13 protein-coding genes and 1 riboswitch are annotated in these 17,110 nt (G+C 73.7%); of the genes, 6 read left to right on the forward strand and 7 right to left on the reverse strand.

Translation table 11 applies throughout. The features are described 5' to 3' along the window. Positions 1–19: 19 nt before the first annotated feature. Genes Pta02_RS17120 through Pta02_RS17145 form a run of 6 tightly spaced genes read right to left on the reverse strand, consistent with a single transcriptional unit; the run spans position 20 to position 6,683 of the window. On the reverse strand, positions 20–1,108 hold the full coding sequence (locus Pta02_RS17120; protein WP_203875833.1) for an LLM class flavin-dependent oxidoreductase: 1,089 nt from the start codon (positions 1,106–1,108) through the stop codon (positions 20–22). A gap of 45 nt (positions 1,109–1,153) precedes the next feature. Further along, positions 1,154–2,191, reverse strand: coding sequence for an ABC transporter ATP-binding protein (locus Pta02_RS17125; protein ID WP_203875834.1), 1,038 nt, complete (start codon positions 2,189–2,191; stop codon positions 1,154–1,156). Beyond that, positions 2,188–3,183 (reverse strand): ABC transporter ATP-binding protein, encoded by a 996-nt coding sequence (locus tag Pta02_RS17130; RefSeq protein ID WP_203875835.1) that lies wholly within the window; start codon positions 3,181–3,183, stop codon positions 2,188–2,190. Before Pta02_RS17130 ends, Pta02_RS17125 begins: the two co-directional genes overlap by 4 nt. Beyond that, entirely contained in the window at positions 3,173–4,120 is a 948-nt protein-coding gene (locus tag Pta02_RS17135) for an ABC transporter permease (protein WP_203875836.1), read from the reverse strand. The genes Pta02_RS17130 and Pta02_RS17135 overlap by 11 nt, the downstream gene beginning before the upstream one ends. 41 nt (positions 4,121–4,161) lie before the next feature. Further along, positions 4,162–5,157 (reverse strand): ABC transporter permease, encoded by a 996-nt coding sequence (locus tag Pta02_RS17140; protein WP_203875837.1) that lies wholly within the window; start codon positions 5,155–5,157, stop codon positions 4,162–4,164. Continuing rightward, a complete protein-coding gene (locus tag Pta02_RS17145; protein WP_203875838.1) occupies positions 5,154–6,683 on the reverse strand; it encodes an ABC transporter substrate-binding protein in 1,530 nt (509 codons plus the stop codon). Before Pta02_RS17145 ends, Pta02_RS17140 begins: the two co-directional genes overlap by 4 nt. A gap of 133 nt (positions 6,684–6,816) precedes the next feature. Between Pta02_RS17145 and Pta02_RS17150 the strand changes: the two genes are divergently transcribed. The 4 genes from Pta02_RS17150 to Pta02_RS17165 all read left to right on the forward strand — a co-directional run bounded on the left by Pta02_RS17150 (position 6,817) and on the right by Pta02_RS17165 (position 11,039). Next, on the forward strand, positions 6,817–7,617 hold the full coding sequence (locus Pta02_RS17150) for an IclR family transcriptional regulator (RefSeq protein WP_203875839.1): 801 nt from the start codon (positions 6,817–6,819) through the stop codon (positions 7,615–7,617). 203 nt (positions 7,618–7,820) lie between these two features. Next, positions 7,821–8,576 (forward strand): CHAP domain-containing protein, encoded by a 756-nt coding sequence (locus tag Pta02_RS17155; RefSeq protein WP_203875840.1) that lies wholly within the window; start codon positions 7,821–7,823, stop codon positions 8,574–8,576. 58 nt (positions 8,577–8,634) lie between these two features. Beyond that, positions 8,635–9,579, forward strand: a complete 945-nt coding sequence (locus Pta02_RS17160) for a siderophore-interacting protein (RefSeq protein ID WP_203875841.1) — start codon at positions 8,635–8,637, stop codon at positions 9,577–9,579. A gap of 119 nt (positions 9,580–9,698) precedes the next feature. Further along, a complete protein-coding gene (locus Pta02_RS17165; RefSeq protein ID WP_203875842.1) occupies positions 9,699–11,039 on the forward strand; it encodes a cation:dicarboxylate symporter family transporter in 1,341 nt (446 codons plus the stop codon). A 169-nt stretch (positions 11,040–11,208) separates the two neighbouring features. Here the strand turns inward: Pta02_RS17165 and cobN are convergent, their stop codons facing one another. Continuing rightward, the gene (cobN, locus tag Pta02_RS17170) at positions 11,209–14,796 is read right to left on the reverse strand and encodes a cobaltochelatase subunit CobN (RefSeq protein WP_203875843.1); all 3,588 of its coding nucleotides are present in this window, start codon (positions 14,794–14,796) and stop codon (positions 11,209–11,211) included. A gap of 93 nt (positions 14,797–14,889) precedes the next feature. Then, positions 14,890–15,075: riboswitch (cobalamin riboswitch) on the reverse strand. Positions 15,076–15,102: 27 nt separating this feature from the next. On the opposite strand from cobN, the gene Pta02_RS17175 reads away from it, so the two are divergent. Next, entirely contained in the window at positions 15,103–16,485 is a 1,383-nt protein-coding gene (locus Pta02_RS17175; protein ID WP_203875844.1) for a ferredoxin-like domain-containing protein, read from the forward strand. Beyond that, a complete protein-coding gene (locus Pta02_RS17180; RefSeq protein WP_203875845.1) occupies positions 16,482–17,108 on the forward strand; it encodes a precorrin-8X methylmutase in 627 nt (208 codons plus the stop codon). Before Pta02_RS17175 ends, Pta02_RS17180 begins: the two co-directional genes overlap by 4 nt. The last annotated feature ends 2 nt before the right edge of the window (positions 17,109–17,110 follow it).

The following is a 17,110-nucleotide window of genomic DNA, read 5'->3' on the forward strand; positions in this document are numbered from 1 at the left end:
GCGGTGGTCGCTGCCGGGCTCACGCCGGGGTCCCCGCGGAGACCTCGGCGGAGGTCTCCGCGGGGACCTGCTCGCGGACGAGCCGGACGAGGTTGCCGTAGTCGACGGCGTCGGCCAGCGGCTCGTAGCCGCGGATCAGCAGGGTGTCGACGCCGAGCGCGACGTAGTCGAGCAGCGACTCGGCGACCTGCTCGTAGCTGCCGACCAGTGCGGTGGAGTTGCCGCCCGCGCCGGTGGCCTTGGCCAGCGCGGTCCACAGCCGCTTGTCGTGCACCTCGCCCTTGTCGGCGAAGTCGAGCAGCCGGCGGGAGCCCTCCTGGGCGCGCCCGTCGATGGGGACCTCGCGGCGCAGCCCGGCGAGGTGCTCCTCGGTGGCCTCCAGGATCTCGCGGGCCCGCTTCCAGGCGGCCTCCTCGGTGTCGGCGGGGATCGGCCGCAGGCTCACGCTGAACTTCGGGCTCCTGCCGTACGGCTTGGCCGCCTCGCGCACCTGCGTGATGCGCTCGGCGATCCCGGCGAGCGGCTCGCCCCAGAAGGCGTAGACGTCGGCGTGCTTGGCGCCGACCCGGACGGCGTCGTCGGAGGCGCCGCCGAAGTAGATCGGGACGCGCCCGTCGGGGCGGACGCCGGAGGAGGCTCCGGCGACCCGGTAGAACTCGCCCTCGTAGTCGAACGGGGCCTCCTCGGCCCACTCCCTGCGCAGCACGTCGAGGAACTCGTCGGTGCGCCGGTAGCGGGTGGACTTGTCGCTGAAGTCGCCGTCGCGCGCCTGGTCGGCGTCGTCGCCGCCGGTGATGACGTGCAGCGCGACCCGGCCGGGGTGGAAGGCGTCGAGCGTGGCGAACTTCCGTGCCGCGACGGTCGGGGCGACGAACCCGGGCCGGTGGGCCAGGAGCACGCCGAGCCGCTCGGTGGCGGCCAATACCTGGTCGGCGATGATGAACCCGTCGGGCGCGCTGGACCAGTGGGCGATGAGCACGCGGTCGAAGCCGGACTCCTCGTGGGCACGGGCCAGGCGGCGGACGTAGTCCGGCTGGATCACCGGCCCGTGCGCGGTGATGCTCTCGCTGCTCTCCCGGGTGTTCACAAGACCGATGAACTCGACCATCGCCGGGCTCCTCTCATTTCGGTGGGACTTACTGGGCGGGGGGCGTCATTCGGCGGGGACGGGGACGCGGGCCGCCTCGGACCAGGTGCCGGTGTGGTGGCAGGCGACCGTGCGCTCGCCCCGGGTGACGGGCGGGGGCACGGCGGCGCAGGCGCCGGTGGCGAACGGGCAGCGGTGGGCGAACACGCATCCGCCCGTCCCGCCGGTGGACGGCGCCCGCAGGCGGGCGAGGTCGTGGCGGGGGGTGCCGCGCACGCGGGGGGCGGAGGCGACCAGCAGCGCGGTGTAGGGGTGGCGGGGGTCGTCGAAGACCTCGGAGATCGGGCCCTCCTCGACGATCCGGCCCCGGTACAGGACGGCGACCCGGTCGGCGATCCCGGCCAGCGAGCCGAGGTCGTGGGAGATGACGACGACGCCGGTGCCGAGCCGCTCGCGCAGCTCGTCCAGCAGGCGCAGGATGTGGTTGCGGTTGGAGGCGTCCAGCGCGCTGACCGGCTCGTCGCAGATCAACAGGGCGGGTTCGGAGACGATCGCGCGGGCGATCGAGACGCGTTGGCGCTGCCCGCCGGAGAGCTGCGCGGGCCTCCTGGCCGCCAGGGCCGGGTCGAGGCCGACGAGCTCCAGCGCGTGCCGTACCCGCCGGGCCCGTTCGGCGGCCGGGACGCCGGCGATCGCGAGCCCCTCCCCCACGATCGCGCCCACGGTGTGGTCGGGGTCCAGGGAGCGCAGCGGGTCCTGGAAGACGAAGCGGACCTTCCCGGTACGGCGGTGCGCGCGCAGCGCCGCCCCCCGCAGCCCGGACACGGCGACCCCGTCCACCTCGACCGATCCGGCGGCCGGGGTGAGCAGGCCCATGACGGTCCTGGCCAGGGTCGTCTTGCCGGACCCGGTCTCCCCGACGATCCCGACGATCTCCCCGGCGCGGACGGTGAGGTCGACCTCCTCCAGGACGGGCACCGCGGGGCTGCCGAGGCGGACCCCGAGCCCCCGCACCCGCAGCAGCGGCGCGTCCCCGCCGTTCAGGTCCGGGCCCACCCCGCCGTTCGGGTCCCGGCCCGTCCCGCCCTTCACGCCGGTGCTCATAGCGCGGCTCCCGCCACCGCCAGGGCGGGCTCCTCGGCGCGCACGCAGCGGACCTCGCGGCCCGGGGCGGTCGCGGTCAGCGGCACCCGCGCGGAGTGGCAGCGGCCGACGGCGACGGCGCAGCGGTCGGCGAAGCGGCAGCCGGCGATCTCCGCCCCGGCCGCCGGGGGCTGGCCGGGGATGACCTCCAGGGAGCGGCGGGTCCAGTCGCCCTCGGAGGCGACCCGCAGCAGCGCCTCGGTGTAGGGGTGGGCCGGGTGGGCGAGGACCTGCCCGGTGGGCCCGGACTCGACGATCTCGCCGCCGTAGAACACCACGATCCGGTCGCACAGGCGGGAGATGACGGCCAGGTCGTGGGAGACGAACAGGATGGACAGGCCGCGCTCGGCGCGCAGCCGGGCCAGCAGCTCCAGGACCTCGGCCTGGACCGTCACGTCGAGCGCCGTGGTCGCCTCGTCGGCGATGAGCAGCTCGGGATCGCAGGAGACGGCGATGGCGATCAGGACCCGCTGGAGCATGCCGCCGGACAGCTCGTGGGGGTACTGCCCGTAGACCCGGCCGGGGTCGCGCAGGCCCATCGCGGCCAGCAGCTCGACGGAGCGGTCGCGGGCCTCGCGCCGGGCGAGGCCGAGTTTGACCCGCAGGACCTCGGCGAGCTGGCCGCCGACCGGCAGCGACGGGTTGAGGTAGGAGGCCGGGTCCTGGAAGACCGCGCCGATCCGGCGTCCCCGGACGCCGAGCAGGCCGCGCCGGTCCAGCCCGACCAGGTCGAGGCCGTCGAACTCGGCGCTCCCGCCGCTGACGGCGCAGCCGGGCGCCAGGACGCCGAGGACGGCGCGGCAGGTGAGCGTCTTGCCGCTGCCGGACTCGCCGACCAGTCCGACGGACTCGCCGCGCGCCACGTCGAAGGAGACGCCGCGTACGGCCTCGGCCCGGCCGCCGGAGACGGTGACCCGCAGGTCGCGCACGCTCAGCAGGGGTTCAGCGGACATGGATCTCCTCGCTCTCGACGTGGGAGCCGGTGATGTCGCGGACGGCGTCGGCGAGCGCGTTCAGCGCCCCGACGGTGATCATGATCACCAGGGCGGGTGCGAACGGTGCCAGCGGGCGCTGGTGCAGATAGCCCAGGTCGCCGGCGAGCATGCCGCCCCAGGTGGGGGCGGGCGGCTGCACGCCGATGCCCAGGAAGGACAGGGAGGAGACCACCAGCAGCGCGCCCGCGCACGCCCCGGCCGTGGTCACCGCGACGGTGGGCAGGATCTTGCCGAACACGTGGGTGCGCATGATCCGGACGCGGGAGGCGCCCAGCAGCTCGGCCGCCTCCACGTACTGCGCGCGGGTGAAGCCGAGCGCGACCGAGCGGGTCACCCGGAAGAACGGGGGCGCCAGCAGCAGGCCGATCGCGGCCATCGCCTGGTGCAGGCCGTTGCCGAGGACGCCGGCCACGGCGATGGCGAAGATGATGAAGGGGAGGGTGAGCAGCGCGTCCGTCACCCGCGTCGCCGTCCACTCGAAGCCCCTGCCGAGGAAGACCGAGGCCAGGCCGGGCACCGCGCCGAGGACCAGGCCGATCCCGACGGCCTCCAGCGCGCTGACCACCGACAGGCCGGTCCCGGCGAGCAGCCGACTGAGCACGTCGCGGCCCAGGTAGTCGGTGCCCAGGAGGTGTTCGGCGGAGGGCCCCCGGAGGCGGGCGCCGGGGTTCTGCGCGATCGGGTCGTACGGGGCCAGCAGGTCGCCGAAGACCGCGACCAGCGCGACGACGGCCAGGACGGCGAGTGAGATCTTGACCGACGGCAGCCGCCAGGCGCGGGCGAAGGCACCCGGCGGGCCGCTCGGCGGGACCTTCCCCGAGGTCTTCGGCGTCTTCGACCGGACTTTCCCCGGGATCTCCGACGCTGCTCCCCCCCGAGCCTTCGGGGCTTTCACCGGAGTCTCCGGGGCGCTCGACGGGGCTTCGGGCGAGGCTTTCACCGGGCTCCTCTCAGCCGGGCCACGGCCAGGTCCACCAGGAGGTTGGAGACCAGCACCAGGGCGATCGTGACGAGCAGGGCGCCCTGGATGACGGGCACGTCGTGCTTGAGCGCGGCCTCGCTGGTGAGCTGGCCGAGTCCCGGCAGGGAGAACACCGCCTCGGTGACCACGGCCCCGCCGATGAGGCGGGGGATGTGCAGGCCGAGCACGGTGACCGCGGGCCCGGCCGCGTTGCGCAGCGCGTGCCGCAACAGCACCCGGCGGGCGGGCAGACCGCGCACCACGGCGCCGGTCACGTAGTTCTCCCGCAGCGCGCCGACCAGGCCGGTGCGCAGCTGCCGGGCCAGGTCGGCGGCGGCGTCCAGGCTGAGGGCGATCGCGGGCAGGGTGATCAGCCGCAGCCACTGGACGGGGTCCTGCTCGAAGGGGACGTACCCGCCCGAGGGGAAGATCGGGACGGCCACCGAGAACAGCACGATCAGCCCGATGCCGACGACGAAGGCCGGGACGGTGGAGGCCGCGGCGCACACCGCGGTCACCGTCCGGTCGAACACTCCCCCGGCCCGCACCGCGGCCCCGATGCCCGCCGTACCGCCCGCCAGGACCGCGATGAGCACAGCCAGGCCGGTGATGGACAGGTCGACGGTGATCCGCTGGGCGATGCTCTCGGCCACCGGGATCTGGGTGAACCAGGAGCGGCCCAGGTCGCCGGTGAGCGCGTTGCCCAGCCAGGTGGCGTACTGCTCCAGGAAGGGCCGGTCGAGCCCGAACTCGTGGTTCATCCGGGCGATGTCCTCGGGGGTCGCGGTCTCGCCGAGGACGGCCGCGGCCGGGTTGGCGTCGCCGAGCGCGCCCAGGCCGAAGGTGACGAAGGTGGACAGCAGCACCACCAGCACCGCGTTCAGCACGGGCATCCCCCGGCCGATCCCCCGGGCGGGCCCCCATCGGCGGATCGCGCCGAAGGCCGGGGCCCGCCTCTGCAGCGCGGTCACGGGTTCGTGATCCGGACGCCGTCGAAGCGCTGTACGGCGGGGCCGGTGGGCAACGGGGAGACCTTCGGGTTACGGGCGAAGATCCGCGGGGTGGAGAACAGCCACACGTTGGGCAGTTCCTTGACCCCGATGGCCACCGCCTCCTGCAGCGCCCCGGCGTAGCCCGGGTCGTCCAGCGGGGTGGTGCGGATCTCCTCGAACTTCTCCAGCAGCGCCTCGGGCGTGTTGCGCCCGGGGTTCATCAGGCCCTCGGGTCCGTAGACCACGCTCAGCGCCTGCAGCGGCGACTCCCGGCCGACGAAGCCGTCGGGGGCCAGCGCCACGTTGTGCTGGACGTAGACGAGCTGGGTGTGCTGTGCGGGGGCGATCAGCTTGATGGTCGTCCTGATGCCCGCCTCCTTGAGCTGCTCCTGCACCTGCTCGGGCAGTCCCTGGGGCGCCCCGGTGGTCAGCGGGACGTCGATGCCGTTCGGGTGGCCGGCCTCGGCGAGCAGTCGCCTGGCCTTGGCGGGGTCGTGCGGATAGAGGTTCTCCAGCTCGGGGTTGTAGCCGAGGTGGCCCTTCGGGAAGGGCTGCACGTTGACCTCGCCGACGCCGAAGTTGCTGGTCTCCAGCAGGGCCTTGCGGTCCACGGCGTACTTCAGCGCCTCGGTCACCTTGGGGTCGTCGAACGGCGCGATCTTGTTGTTGACGTCCAGGACCCGCACGGTCAGCGACGGGATGAGGTCGATCTGGAGCCCCGCGGCCCTGGCCGCCTCGATCTGCTCGGGGGGCAGCTGGGCGACGTCGTACTGGCCCGACTGCAGGCCGGCCACGACGGTGGCGGGCTCGGTGACCGCCTTGACCTCGAAGGCGTCCAGGTGGATGTTCGCCGCGTCGTAGTAGGAGGGGTTGCGCACCAGGTTGGCGTGCGAGCCGGGGACCAGCCGGTTGAGGGTGAACGGCCCCGAGCCGGCGGGCTTGGTGCTGACGCCCTTGGCGTCGGCCTCGAACGCCTTGGGGTTGACCACCATGCCGGTCTTGCCCGCCAGCAGCGCGGGGATCTGGTAGTCGGCCTGCTCCAGCACCACCTCGAACTCGGTCGGCGAGACGACCTCGACGTCCTCGACGTTGCGCAGCTGGGAGGCGATCAGGGAGTCCTTCTGGTCGCGGCCCCGCAGGAGGCTCTTGCGCACGGCGGTGGCGTCGAGCGGGGAGCCGTCGGAGAAGGTCAGGCCCGGCCGCAGCGTGAAGGCGACGCTCTTGCCGTCCTCGGCGTACTTCCAGCCGGTGGCCAGGCCCGGCGTGGCCTCGCCCTTGTCGTCCAGCCGGGTGATGGCGCTGTAGACGAGCGACAGAACGTTGACGTCGTTGCCCGCGCTGGAGGTGACCGGATCCCACGTTGTGGGAAGCGTCCACCCCCACTTGAGAGTCGTCCCACCGGTGGGAGAACCGGGGGCGGCCGACTGCGTGCCGCCACAGGCGGTAAGGGCGAGAACGACTGAAGTTAGCAGCGCCAGTGGCGACAGCAGTCGGCGGACAGGCATGGCGGGGGTCCTCTCAGATGAACACACAGATCCCTCGCGAGATCGACTTCCCACATGGTAGTAATCCCCTAAATACCCGTCAAGAGTGTAGGAAATATGCCGGAGACGGTGCGGCGAGCCGTAGGCTGTCGGGGTGGATCCGACGAACCCGAAACCGGACGACCCCGCGCGCAAGGGAACCCAGGCGATCGAGCGCGCCATCGCGGTCCTGCGCACGTTCGAGCGCGCGCCGAGCCTGTCGGCCACCGAGGTGGCGCAGCGGCTCCGGCTCTCGGTCAGCACCGCGCACCGCATCGTCCGCGCCCTGCACGCCGCGGGGATGCTCGGCCAGGATCCCGCCACCGAGCGCTATCACCTCGGCATCACCACCGCGACGCTGGGCCGGCTCGCCCTGGAGCGGCTCGGCACCAGCACGATGCTCCCCGAGCTGGAGCGGCTGCGCGACCTGACGGGCGAGGCGGTCAATCTGGGGGTGCGCATCGGCGACGAGGTGGTGGTGCTGCTCCAGGTGCCCTCCCGCCAGCCGCTCCGCTACGAGCAGGAGCCCGGGCAGCGCAACCCGATCCACGTGTGCGCGATGGGCAAGGCCCTGCTGGCCTTCGGGGACCCGAGCGTGAACATGGAGGAGCCCTTCACCCGCTACACCGAGGCGACCATCACCACCCGGTCCGCGATGGAGGCGGAGCTGGGACGCATCCGGGCGCGCGGCTGCGCCGTCAACCACGAGGAGCGCGTGCCGGGCGTCCGCGCCCTCGCCGTCCCCGTCCGCGACGGGAACGGCAACGTGCTGGCCGCCCTGGCCATCCAGGGCCCCGCCGTACGGCTGGGCGACGACCGGCTCCCCGAGCTGGCCGCCGAGCTGGCCCTCAGCGCCGGGCGGCTCGGCTCGGGACGCCACCTGCACCCCGTCCCGCCCGCCGCCACGGGAGGCTGATCCCCACCGCGGCGGACGGCCGGAGACGACTCGGCTGCCGCGCATGGTAGACGATGGACCGTTTCATTTCGCTTCATCCATCGAATCCGGCATTCATCAGCCATTCGCCCGACTTATCCGGGTTTACGCGAATACAGTTCGGCGTTGTCGGATGGTGACCTTCACCTGAGGGCGGGGGCGAGTGAACGGAGTGGCGGGCAGCCGTGGATCCGATCGGTGACGATCTGCTGAAGGTCATGGTGGCGGAGCTCGGCTACCGCGAGCGCCCTGGACAGCACACCAAGTTCGGCCACTGGTACTCCGCCCAGGTCGGCGACCCCCAGTACCGCACGGCCCCGTGGTGCGACATGTTCATCGCCTGGGCCGCGGAACGGGCGGGGGTGCAGGAGTACGTCGGCCAGTTCGCCTGGACGCCCTCCCACGCCCGCTGGTTCGAGACCAACGGCGCCTGGTCGGACGTGCCGGAGCCCGGGGCCCTGGTCTTCTTCGACTGGTCCGGCGGCAAGGACATCAAGGGCGTCGACCACGTGGGCATCGTGGAGCGCGTCGAGGGTGGAACGATCCACACAATCGAGGCCAACGTCGACCGGGTCTGGCTCAAGCGCAAGGCCCGCGACGGGGACAAGGTCGTCGGCTACGGGCTGCCCCGGAAGGTCAAGGAGACCCTCGATCAGATCCCCCCGCAGGACGCGAGCGCCTCCGGACCCAAGCCGGTCGAGGTCGACCCCACCCCCGCCGCCAACTCCGTGTCCCTGGTCCTGTACGACTCGGACGGGACGTTCCCCCTGATGGAGCCCGCCCCGCTGGCGATGCTGCTGGCGCTGGTCGTGGGCTGGACCTTCCTTGCCGCCCGGTGGCAGCCGCGCCCGCCGGCCGGCGGCAGGCACCGCAGACGGGGGCGGCGCCCGCACGCGCCGCAGGACGCCGAGCCCGCCCCGATCCCCTCGGAAGTTGATTAATTAGGTTAGGCAAAGCTAAGTTGCTCCTGGCAGGTACCTTCGAGCGAAAGCGGCGCCCATGACCGTGACCACCGAGCAGACCGCGGAACAGGTGGAGGACGTCCCCGCCTACCGTCCCTTCGACGTCCGCGTCCTGCGCGTCCGGCGGCTCAGCCCCAGCTTCGTCAGGATCACCTTCACCGGCGACGACCTCGCCCTGTTCGCCGACAAGGGCAACGACCAGCGCATCAAGGTCATCCTCCCGCTGCCCGACGGCACCTTCAGCCCGATCGGCCAGGGCTCCGACTGGTACCAGCGCTGGCGGACGCTCCCGGAGGCGCTGCGCAACCCGATCCGCACCTACACCGTGCGCGCCGTACGGCAGGCCGCCGGGGAGCTGGACGTCGACTTCGTGCTCCACGGCGACAGCAGCCCCGCCTCCCGGTGGGCGACCTACGCCGCCCCCGGCCACCGCGCCGTGGTGATCGGCCCCAACGCGGCCTTCGACGGGCCCACCGGCGGGCAGGAGTGGGCTCCCCCCGCCGGGACGACCCACCTGCTGCTGGCCGGCGACGAGACCGCGGTCCCCGCCATCGCCGCCATCGCCGAGGCCCTGCCCGCCGACGCGCAGGCCACGATCCTGCTGGAGGTGCCCGAGGCGGGCGACGCGCTCCCGCTCGGCCTCGCCCCGGGCGTGCGGGTCGTCTGGCTGCCGCGCGACGGAGCCGGCGAGGGCGCCCGCCACGGTGACCTGCTGGTGCCCGCCGTACGCGAGGCCCTGCGGGAGCTGGCCGTCTCCGGCGGCGCACCGGCCGCCCTGGAGGACGTCGACGTGGACGCGGAGATCCTGTGGGAGGTGCCCGAGCCGGCCGCCCGCCCGGGTGACGGCTTCTACGCCTGGCTGGCCGGCGAGGCCGGGATGGTCAAGCTCCTGCGCCGCCTGCTGGTGCAGGAGGCCGGGGTCGACCGCAGGTCGGTGGCGTTCATGGGCTACTGGCGGGTGGGCCGCTCCGAGCTCGGCTGAGCACCGCCCGCGACCGGGTGCCTCTTTTCGCTCACGAACGAAACTCACGCAATAGTGACGGCGGTCACAGCCTGGGCAGATAGTCGCTCGAACGGACCATCACCCAGGCGGGAGCCCTGATGAGCACCACCGGACAGGACAGGACCAAATATCTCTACATCGCGGTGATCGTCGCGGTGGCCGCCGGGATCGTCGTCGGTCTCGTGGCCCCCGATGCGGGCGTCGCACTGAAACCGCTCGGCACGGCCTTCGTCGACCTCATCAAAATGATGATCAGCCCGATCATCTTCTGCACCATCGTGCTCGGCGTCGGCTCGGTCACCCAGGCGGCGAAGGTCGGCCGGGTCGGCGGCCTGGCGCTCGGGTACTTCATCGCCATGTCCACGGTCGCGCTGGCCATCGGCCTCGTCGTGGGCAACCTGATCGACCCCGGTCAGGGCCTGGCCCTGACCGACGAACTGCGCCAGGCGGCCAAGACCGAGGCGGCCAAGGGCGGCGAGAGCGACACGGTCACCTTCCTGCTCGGGATCATCCCGACCACCCTGGTGTCGGCCTTCACCGAGGGCCAGGTGCTGCAGACCCTCCTGGTGGCCCTGCTCACCGGGTTCGCCCTGCAGGCCATGGGCGGGCAGGGCGCCCCGATCCTGCGCGGCGTCCGCCACATCGAGCGCCTCGTCTTCCGCATCCTCGCCATGATCATGTGGGCGGCCCCGGTGGGCGCCTTCGGCGCCATCGCCGCCGTGGTCGGCGCCACCGGAGTGGACGCGCTCAAGAGCCTCGGCACGATCATGCTCGCCTTCTACATCACCTGCCTGGCGTTCGTGCTGGGCGTGCTCGGCCCGCTGCTCTGGCTGGTCGCCCGGGTCAACCTGCTGTCCCTGCTGCGCTATCTGGGCCGCGAGTTCCTGCTGATCCTGTCCACCTCCTCCTCGGAGTCGGCCCTGCCGCGCCTGATCGCCAAGATGGAGCACCTGGGGGTCAGCCGCCCGGTCGTGGGCATCACGGTCCCGACCGGCTACTCCTTCAACCTGGACGGCACCGCCATCTACCTCACGATGGCGACCCTGTTCATCGCCAGCGCCACCGGCGCGCCGCTGTCGCTGGCCGAGCAGATCTCCCTGCTCGTCTTCATGATCATCGCCTCGAAGGGGGCGGCCGGGGTCACCGGGGCGGGCCTGGCGACCCTCGCCGGCGGCCTGCAGTCCCACCGGCCCGATCTCGTCGACGGCGTCGGCCTCATCGTCGGCATCGACCGCTTCATGTCCGAGGCGCGGGCGCTGACCAACTTCGCCGGCAACGCGGTCGCCACCATCCTGGTCGGCACGTGGACCGGCGAGTTCGACCGCGACCGCGCGGCCGAGGTCCTGTCCGGCAACGCCCCGTTCGACGAGAACGCCCTCATCGACGAGGAGCCCTCCGCCCCGGCCGGGGAGCCGGAGCCGGTGACGTCCCGGTCATGAGGGGTCCCGGGCGCAAACGTGGCCGGACAGCCGGGCTACTCCGTCGACCCGCTGAACGCCACCCATCTGTTCTGCAGGGAGCAGGCGGCCGCCCGGGCGGGGTTCCACCGGGACAGGGACTGAGAGCGCACCGGGCCGGGGACCGGCGTCCCGGTCCCCGGCCTGCGGGTCATCCCCGACCGTCCTCCAGGTCCCCCTCGGCCTTGAGGTAGACCTCCTGCAGACCGGCGAGGATCTCCGGGTCGGGGTGCTCCCACATCCCCCGGTCGGCGGCCTCCAGCAGGCGCTCGGCGATGCCGTGCAGCGCCCACGGGTTCGACTCGGCCAGGAAGGCCTGGTTCTCCGGGTCCAGGACGTAGGTCTCGGCGAGCTTGTCGTACATCCACCCGGCGACGACGCCGGTGGTGGCGTCGTAGCCGAACAGGTAGTCGACGGTGGCGGCGAGCTCGAAGGCCCCCTTGTAGCCGTGCCGGCGCATGGCGGCCAGCCAGCGCGGGTTCACCACGCGGGCGCGGAAGATCCGGGAGGTCTCCTCCGAGAGGCTCCGGGTGCGCACGGCGTCGGGGCGGGTGCTGTCACCGATGTAGGCGGCCGGGGCCCGGCCGGTGAGGGCGCGCACGGTGGCGACCATGCCGCCGTGGTACTGGAAGTAGTCGTCGGAGTCGGCGATGTCGTGCTCTCGCGTGTCGACGTTCTTGGCCGCCACCGCGATGCGCCGGTAGGCCGTCTCCATGTCCTCGCGCGCCGCGACGCCGTCGACGCCCCGGCCGTAGGCGAAACCGCCCCAGACCGCGTAGACCTCGGCGAGATCGGCGTCGTCGCGCCAGTTGCGGCTGTCGATGAGCGGCAGCAGCCCGGCCCCGTAGGCGCCGGGGCGGGACCCGAAGATCCGGAAGGCCGCCCGGTCGCCCCGGTCCGCGTCGGCCAGCACGTGGGCCCGGACGTAGTTGTCCTCCTCGGGCTCCTCCAGGCCCGCGGCCAGCCGTACGGCGTCGTCGAGCATGGCCACCACGTGCGGGAAGGCGTCCCGGAAGAACCCGCTGATGCGGACCGTGACGTCGATGCGGGGACGGCCGAGCTCGTCGGGCGGGATCGGGTCCAGGCCGGTCACCCGCCGCGAGGCCTCGTCCCAGACGGGCCTGACCCCGAGCAGCGCCAGCACCTCGGCCACGTCGTCGCCCGCGGTGCGCATGGCGCTGGTCCCCCAGACCGACAGCCCGACCGAACGCGGCCACTCCCCCGTGTCGGCCCGATAGCGCTCCAGGAGCGAGTCCGCCATGGCCTGCCCGGTCTCCCAGGCCAGCCTGCTCGGCACGGCCTTGGGATCGACCGAGTAGAAGTTCCGCCCGGTCGGCAGCACGTTGATCAGCCCGCGCAGCGGAGAACCGCTCGGCCCCGCGGGCACGTACCCGCCGTCGAGCGCGTGCAGGATCGCCCCGATCTCATCGGTGGTCCGCGCCAGCCTCGGCACGATCTCGGTGGCGGCGAACCGCAGGATCCGCTCCGCCTGCTCCGAGGCGGAGCCGAGGATGGTCGCGGTCACCCCGGGGGCGGCCTCCGGGTCCCAGGCGCGGGCTTCCATGGCCTCGACGAGGGAGCGGGCCAGCGTCTCGGCCTCGTCGGTTCCGGTACGGCCCGCCGTACCGTCCTCGACCAGGCCGAGGGCCTCGCGCAGGCCGGGGAGCGCCTGGGCGCCGGCCCACATCTGGCGGGCTCGGAGCATGGCGAGGACCAGGTCGACGCGGGTCCCGCCCTCCGGGGCCGCACCCAGGACGTGCAGGCCGTCGCGGATCTGGACGTCCTTGACCTCGCAGAGCCAGCCGTCCAGGTGCAGCAGGAAGTCGTCGAACTCGGCCTCGTGGGGACGGTCCTCGACGCCGAGGTCGTGGTCGAGCCTGGCCGCCTGGATCAGGGTCCAGATCTGGGCGCGGATCGCGGGGAGCTTGGCGGGGTCCATGGCGGCGATGGAGGCGTGCTCGTCGAGGAGCTGCTCCAGCCGGGCCATGTCCCCGTAGGTGTCGGCGCGGGCCATCGGCGGGACCAGGTGGTCCACCAGCGTGGCGTGGGCGCGGCGCTTGGCCTGGGTGCCCTCGCCCGGGTCGTTGACCAGGAACGGATAGATCAGCGGCAGGTCGCCGAGCGCGGCGTCCGGGCCGCAGGAGGCGGACATCCCGGCGGACTTGCCGGGCAGCCACTCCAGGTTGCCGTGCTTGCCGACGTGCACCACGGCGTGCGCGCCGAACCCGTCGCCCAGCCAGCGGTAGGCCGCCAGATAGTGGTGGCTGGGCGGCAGGTCGGGGTCGTGGTAGATGGCGATCGGGTTCTCGCCGAAGCCCCGCGGCGGCTGGACCATCACCACGACGTTGCCGGCCCGCAGCGCCGCCAGCACGATCTCGCCCTCCGGATCGCGCGAGCGGTCCACGAACAGCTCGCCGGGCGGCGGGCCCCAGTGCCGCTCGATCCCCTCGCGCAGGTCCTGCGGGAGCGTGCCGTACCAGGCTGCGTAGTCGCGCGCCGCGATGCGCACCGGGTTGGCGGCGAGCTGCTCCTCGGTGAGCCACTCCTGGTCCTGCCCGCCCGCGGCGATCAGCGCGTGGATGAGCGTATCGCCGTCCTGCCCGGCCACGCCCGGCAGCTCGCCGTCGGCGCCGATGTCGTAACCGTGCTCGCGCATCGCGGCCAGCAGCCGCACCAGGCTCGCGGGGGTGTCCAGGCCGACGGCGTTGCCGACCCGCGAGTGCTTGGTGGGATAGGCCGACAGCATCAGCGCGATCCGCCGCTCAGCCGCCGGGACGTGCCGCAGCGCGGCGTGCCGTACCGCGATCCCGGCCACCCGCGCGGCCCGCTCGGGGTCGGCCGCGTAGACGGTGAGCCCGTCGGCGTCGATCTCCTTGAACGAGAACGGCACCGTGATGATCCGGCCGTCGAACTCGGGGATCGCGACCTGGGTGGCGGCGTCCAGCGGCGACAGGCCGTCGTCGTTGGCCTCCCACACGGCGCGGCTGCTCGTCAGGCAGAGCCCTTGCAGGATCGGCACGTCCAGCCCGGCCAGCGCCCCGACGTCCCACGCCTCGTCGTCACCGCCCGCCGACGCGGTCGCCGGACGCGTGCCCCCGGCCGCGAGCACCGTCACCACCAGGGCGTCCGCCTGCCGCAGGGTCTCCAACAGCTCCGGCTCGGCCGTACGCAGGGAGGCGCAGTGGACCGGCAGCGCGCGCCCGCCCGCGTCCTCGATCGCCGAGCACAGGCTCTCGACGAACGCGGTGTTCCCGGCGACGTGGTGGGCGCGGTAGTACAGGACGCCGACGACCGGTCCCTCCGTACGGCGCGCCTCGCGCTCCAGCACGCCCCACGAGGGGGTGGGCGCGGGGGCGGCGAAGCCGTGGCCGGTCAGCAGCACGGTGTCGGACAGGAACCGGTGGAGCTCGCCGAGGTTGGCCGGGCCGCCGTGGGCGAGGTAGGCGTGCGCCTCGGAGCAGACGCCGCCGGGCACCGTAGACAGCTCCATCAGCTCGGCGTCGGGCATCTGCTCTCCGCCGAGCACGACCACCGGCCGCGGCCCGGCGAGCAGGGCGTCCAGCCCTTCCTCCCAGGCCCGGCGGCCGCCCAGCAGCCGGACCACGACCAGCTCGACGCCCTCCAGCAGGGGCGGCAGATCGTCGGCGGAGAGCCGGGCGGGGTTGCCCAGCCGGTAGCCGGCCCCGCCGGCGCGGGCGCTGAGCAGGTCGGTGTCGGAGGTCGACAGCAGGAGGATCATGCGTCACGTCCCTGGGAGTTCGCGGTGACGGCGGGGGCATGGCGAAGGGCACACGGGGGCTTCCTCCCTCGGGGTCCTCGCCCCGGGTCGTCGTCGGACACGACGGCCGGAGTCTCCTGGCTCCCGGATCGCCGCTCCCCCCGGCCTTCCCATCCGTCTTGCGGACAGTGGCACGAGCGGGGTTCGCTCCCCGGTCACAGTGGCGGGACCGCGCCGGATTCACACCGGCTTCCTCCCTCTGCCATCGCTGACGACGAGACTACGGCAGTCTGATCTCCGCAGGAAACTGGCGTTAGCATCCTCTGCGTGGTCATTCCCGACTTCTCCGGACGATCGCGACTCGACGCGTGTCCCGGGGCCCTTCAGATGCACAGCGCCGCCGACGGCGGGCTGGCGCGGATCCGGGTTCCCGGCGGCCGGCTGACAGCCGCCCAGCTGCGCGAACTCGCTCACGCCGCCGCCGCGCACGGCACCGGCGTCATCGAGCTGACCTCCCGCGCCAACGTCCAGGTGCGCGGCCTCCGTAGCGAGACCGGCGCCGGGTCCGGTTTCGCGGACCGGATGGCGCGGGCGGGACTGCTGCCCTCCCCCACCCACGAGAAGGTCCGCAACATCCTGGCCTCCCCGCTGACCGGCTGCGACGGGTCGGGCGTGGTGGACGTCGGCCCGCCGGCCGCCGAGCTGGACCGGCTGCTGTGCGCCCGCCCCGCCCTGGCGGCCCTTCCCGGGCGGTTCCTGTTCGCCCTGGACGACGGGCGGGGCGACGTGGCCGGGCTCGGGGCCGACGCCGGGCTGCTGCCGTTCGGCACGGGCGAGGCCGCGCTGATCGTCGCGGGCGCCGACAGCGGCCTGCGCGTACCCCTGGACGCCGCGGTGCCCGCCCTGCTCGCCGTCGCCGAGGCGTTCCTGGCGGAGCTGGCGCCCCTGGCCGCCCGGGGGACCACCGTCTGGCGGATCGGGGAGCTGCCCGGAGGCCCCGCCCCGGTGGTGGCCCGTGTCCGCGCCGCCCTCGGTCTGCGCTCCGGGGAGCCGGTACGGCTCCGGCCCGCCGTACGGGGGCCCGTGGGAGTGATCCCCGGTCGGGACGGCCGCGCCGCATTGGGGGTGACGGTGCCGCTGGGACGGCTGACCTCGGCCCAGGCGGAGGTGCTCGCCGGCGTCGCGGCCTCGGGCGAGGTACGGCTCACGCCGTGGCGGGGCGCCGTGCTGCCCGGCCTGACCCGCCCCGAGACCGAGACGGCGATCGCCGGGCTCCGCGGCGCCGGGCTGGTGACCGGCCCAGGATCTCCGTGGGACGGGGTGAGCGCATGCACCGGCCTCCCCGGCTGCGCCAAGTCCCTGACCGACGTCCGGGCCGACGCGGCCACCGCCATCGCCACCGCGGCCACCGCGGCCACCGTCGCCTCCGGCTCCGGCCCCGGCTGGTCGCCCCGGTCCGAGAGCGGGCAGCGGCCCCCGGCCGGGAGCGGGGGGCGGTCCGGGGGTGAGGGGCGGGACGCGGCCGGGGGCGGTACGCTCCCGGTGCACTGGGCGGGCTGCGAGCGGCGCTGCGGTCGCCCCAGGGGGCGGGTCGTGGAGGTGGTCGCGACCGGCGACGGCTACCGCGTGGACCTGGACGGCCGGAGCCTGACCTGTGCGGACATCGAACAGACCGCTGCCGCGGTGGCGGCGGGCAGAGGGGAAAAGTGATCGACTACGTCCGCGACGGCGCGGAGATCTACCGCCGTTCGTTCGCCACCATCCGCGCCGAGGCCGACCTGGCCGGGCTGCCCGAGGACGTCGCCCGGGTGGCGGTCCGCATGATCCACGCCTGCGGGATGGTGGATCTGGTCGCCGACCTGGGCTGGTCGCCCGGTGTCGTGGCGGCGGCGCGGGCCGCGCTGGACGCCGGGGCCCCGGTGCTGTGCGACGCGATGATGGTCGCCTCCGGAGTGACCCGCCGCCGTCTCCCCGCGGGCAACGACGTCGTCTGCACCCTCGGCGACCCGCGTGTGCCGGAGCTCGCCGGCAAGCTGGGCACCACGCGCAGCGCCGCCGCCCTGGAGCTGTGGCGGGACCGGCTGGAGGGATCGGTGGTCGCGATCGGCAACGCGCCGACCGCGCTGTTCCGGCTGCTGGAGATGGTCGAGGAGGGCGCGGGGCGACCGGCCGCCGTCCTGGGCGTCCCGGTCGGGTTCATCGGCGCCGCCGAGTCCAAGCAGGCCCTGGCCGAGCACCCGGCGGGCCTGGAGTACCTGGTCGTGCACGGCCGCCGCGGCGGCAGCGCGATGACCGCCGCCGCCGTCAACGCGATCGCCAGCGAGGAGGAGTGACC

The organism is Paraplanobispora takensis (assembly GCF_016863195.1).
GTDB lineage: Bacteria > Actinomycetota > Actinomycetes > Streptosporangiales > Streptosporangiaceae > Planobispora > Planobispora takensis.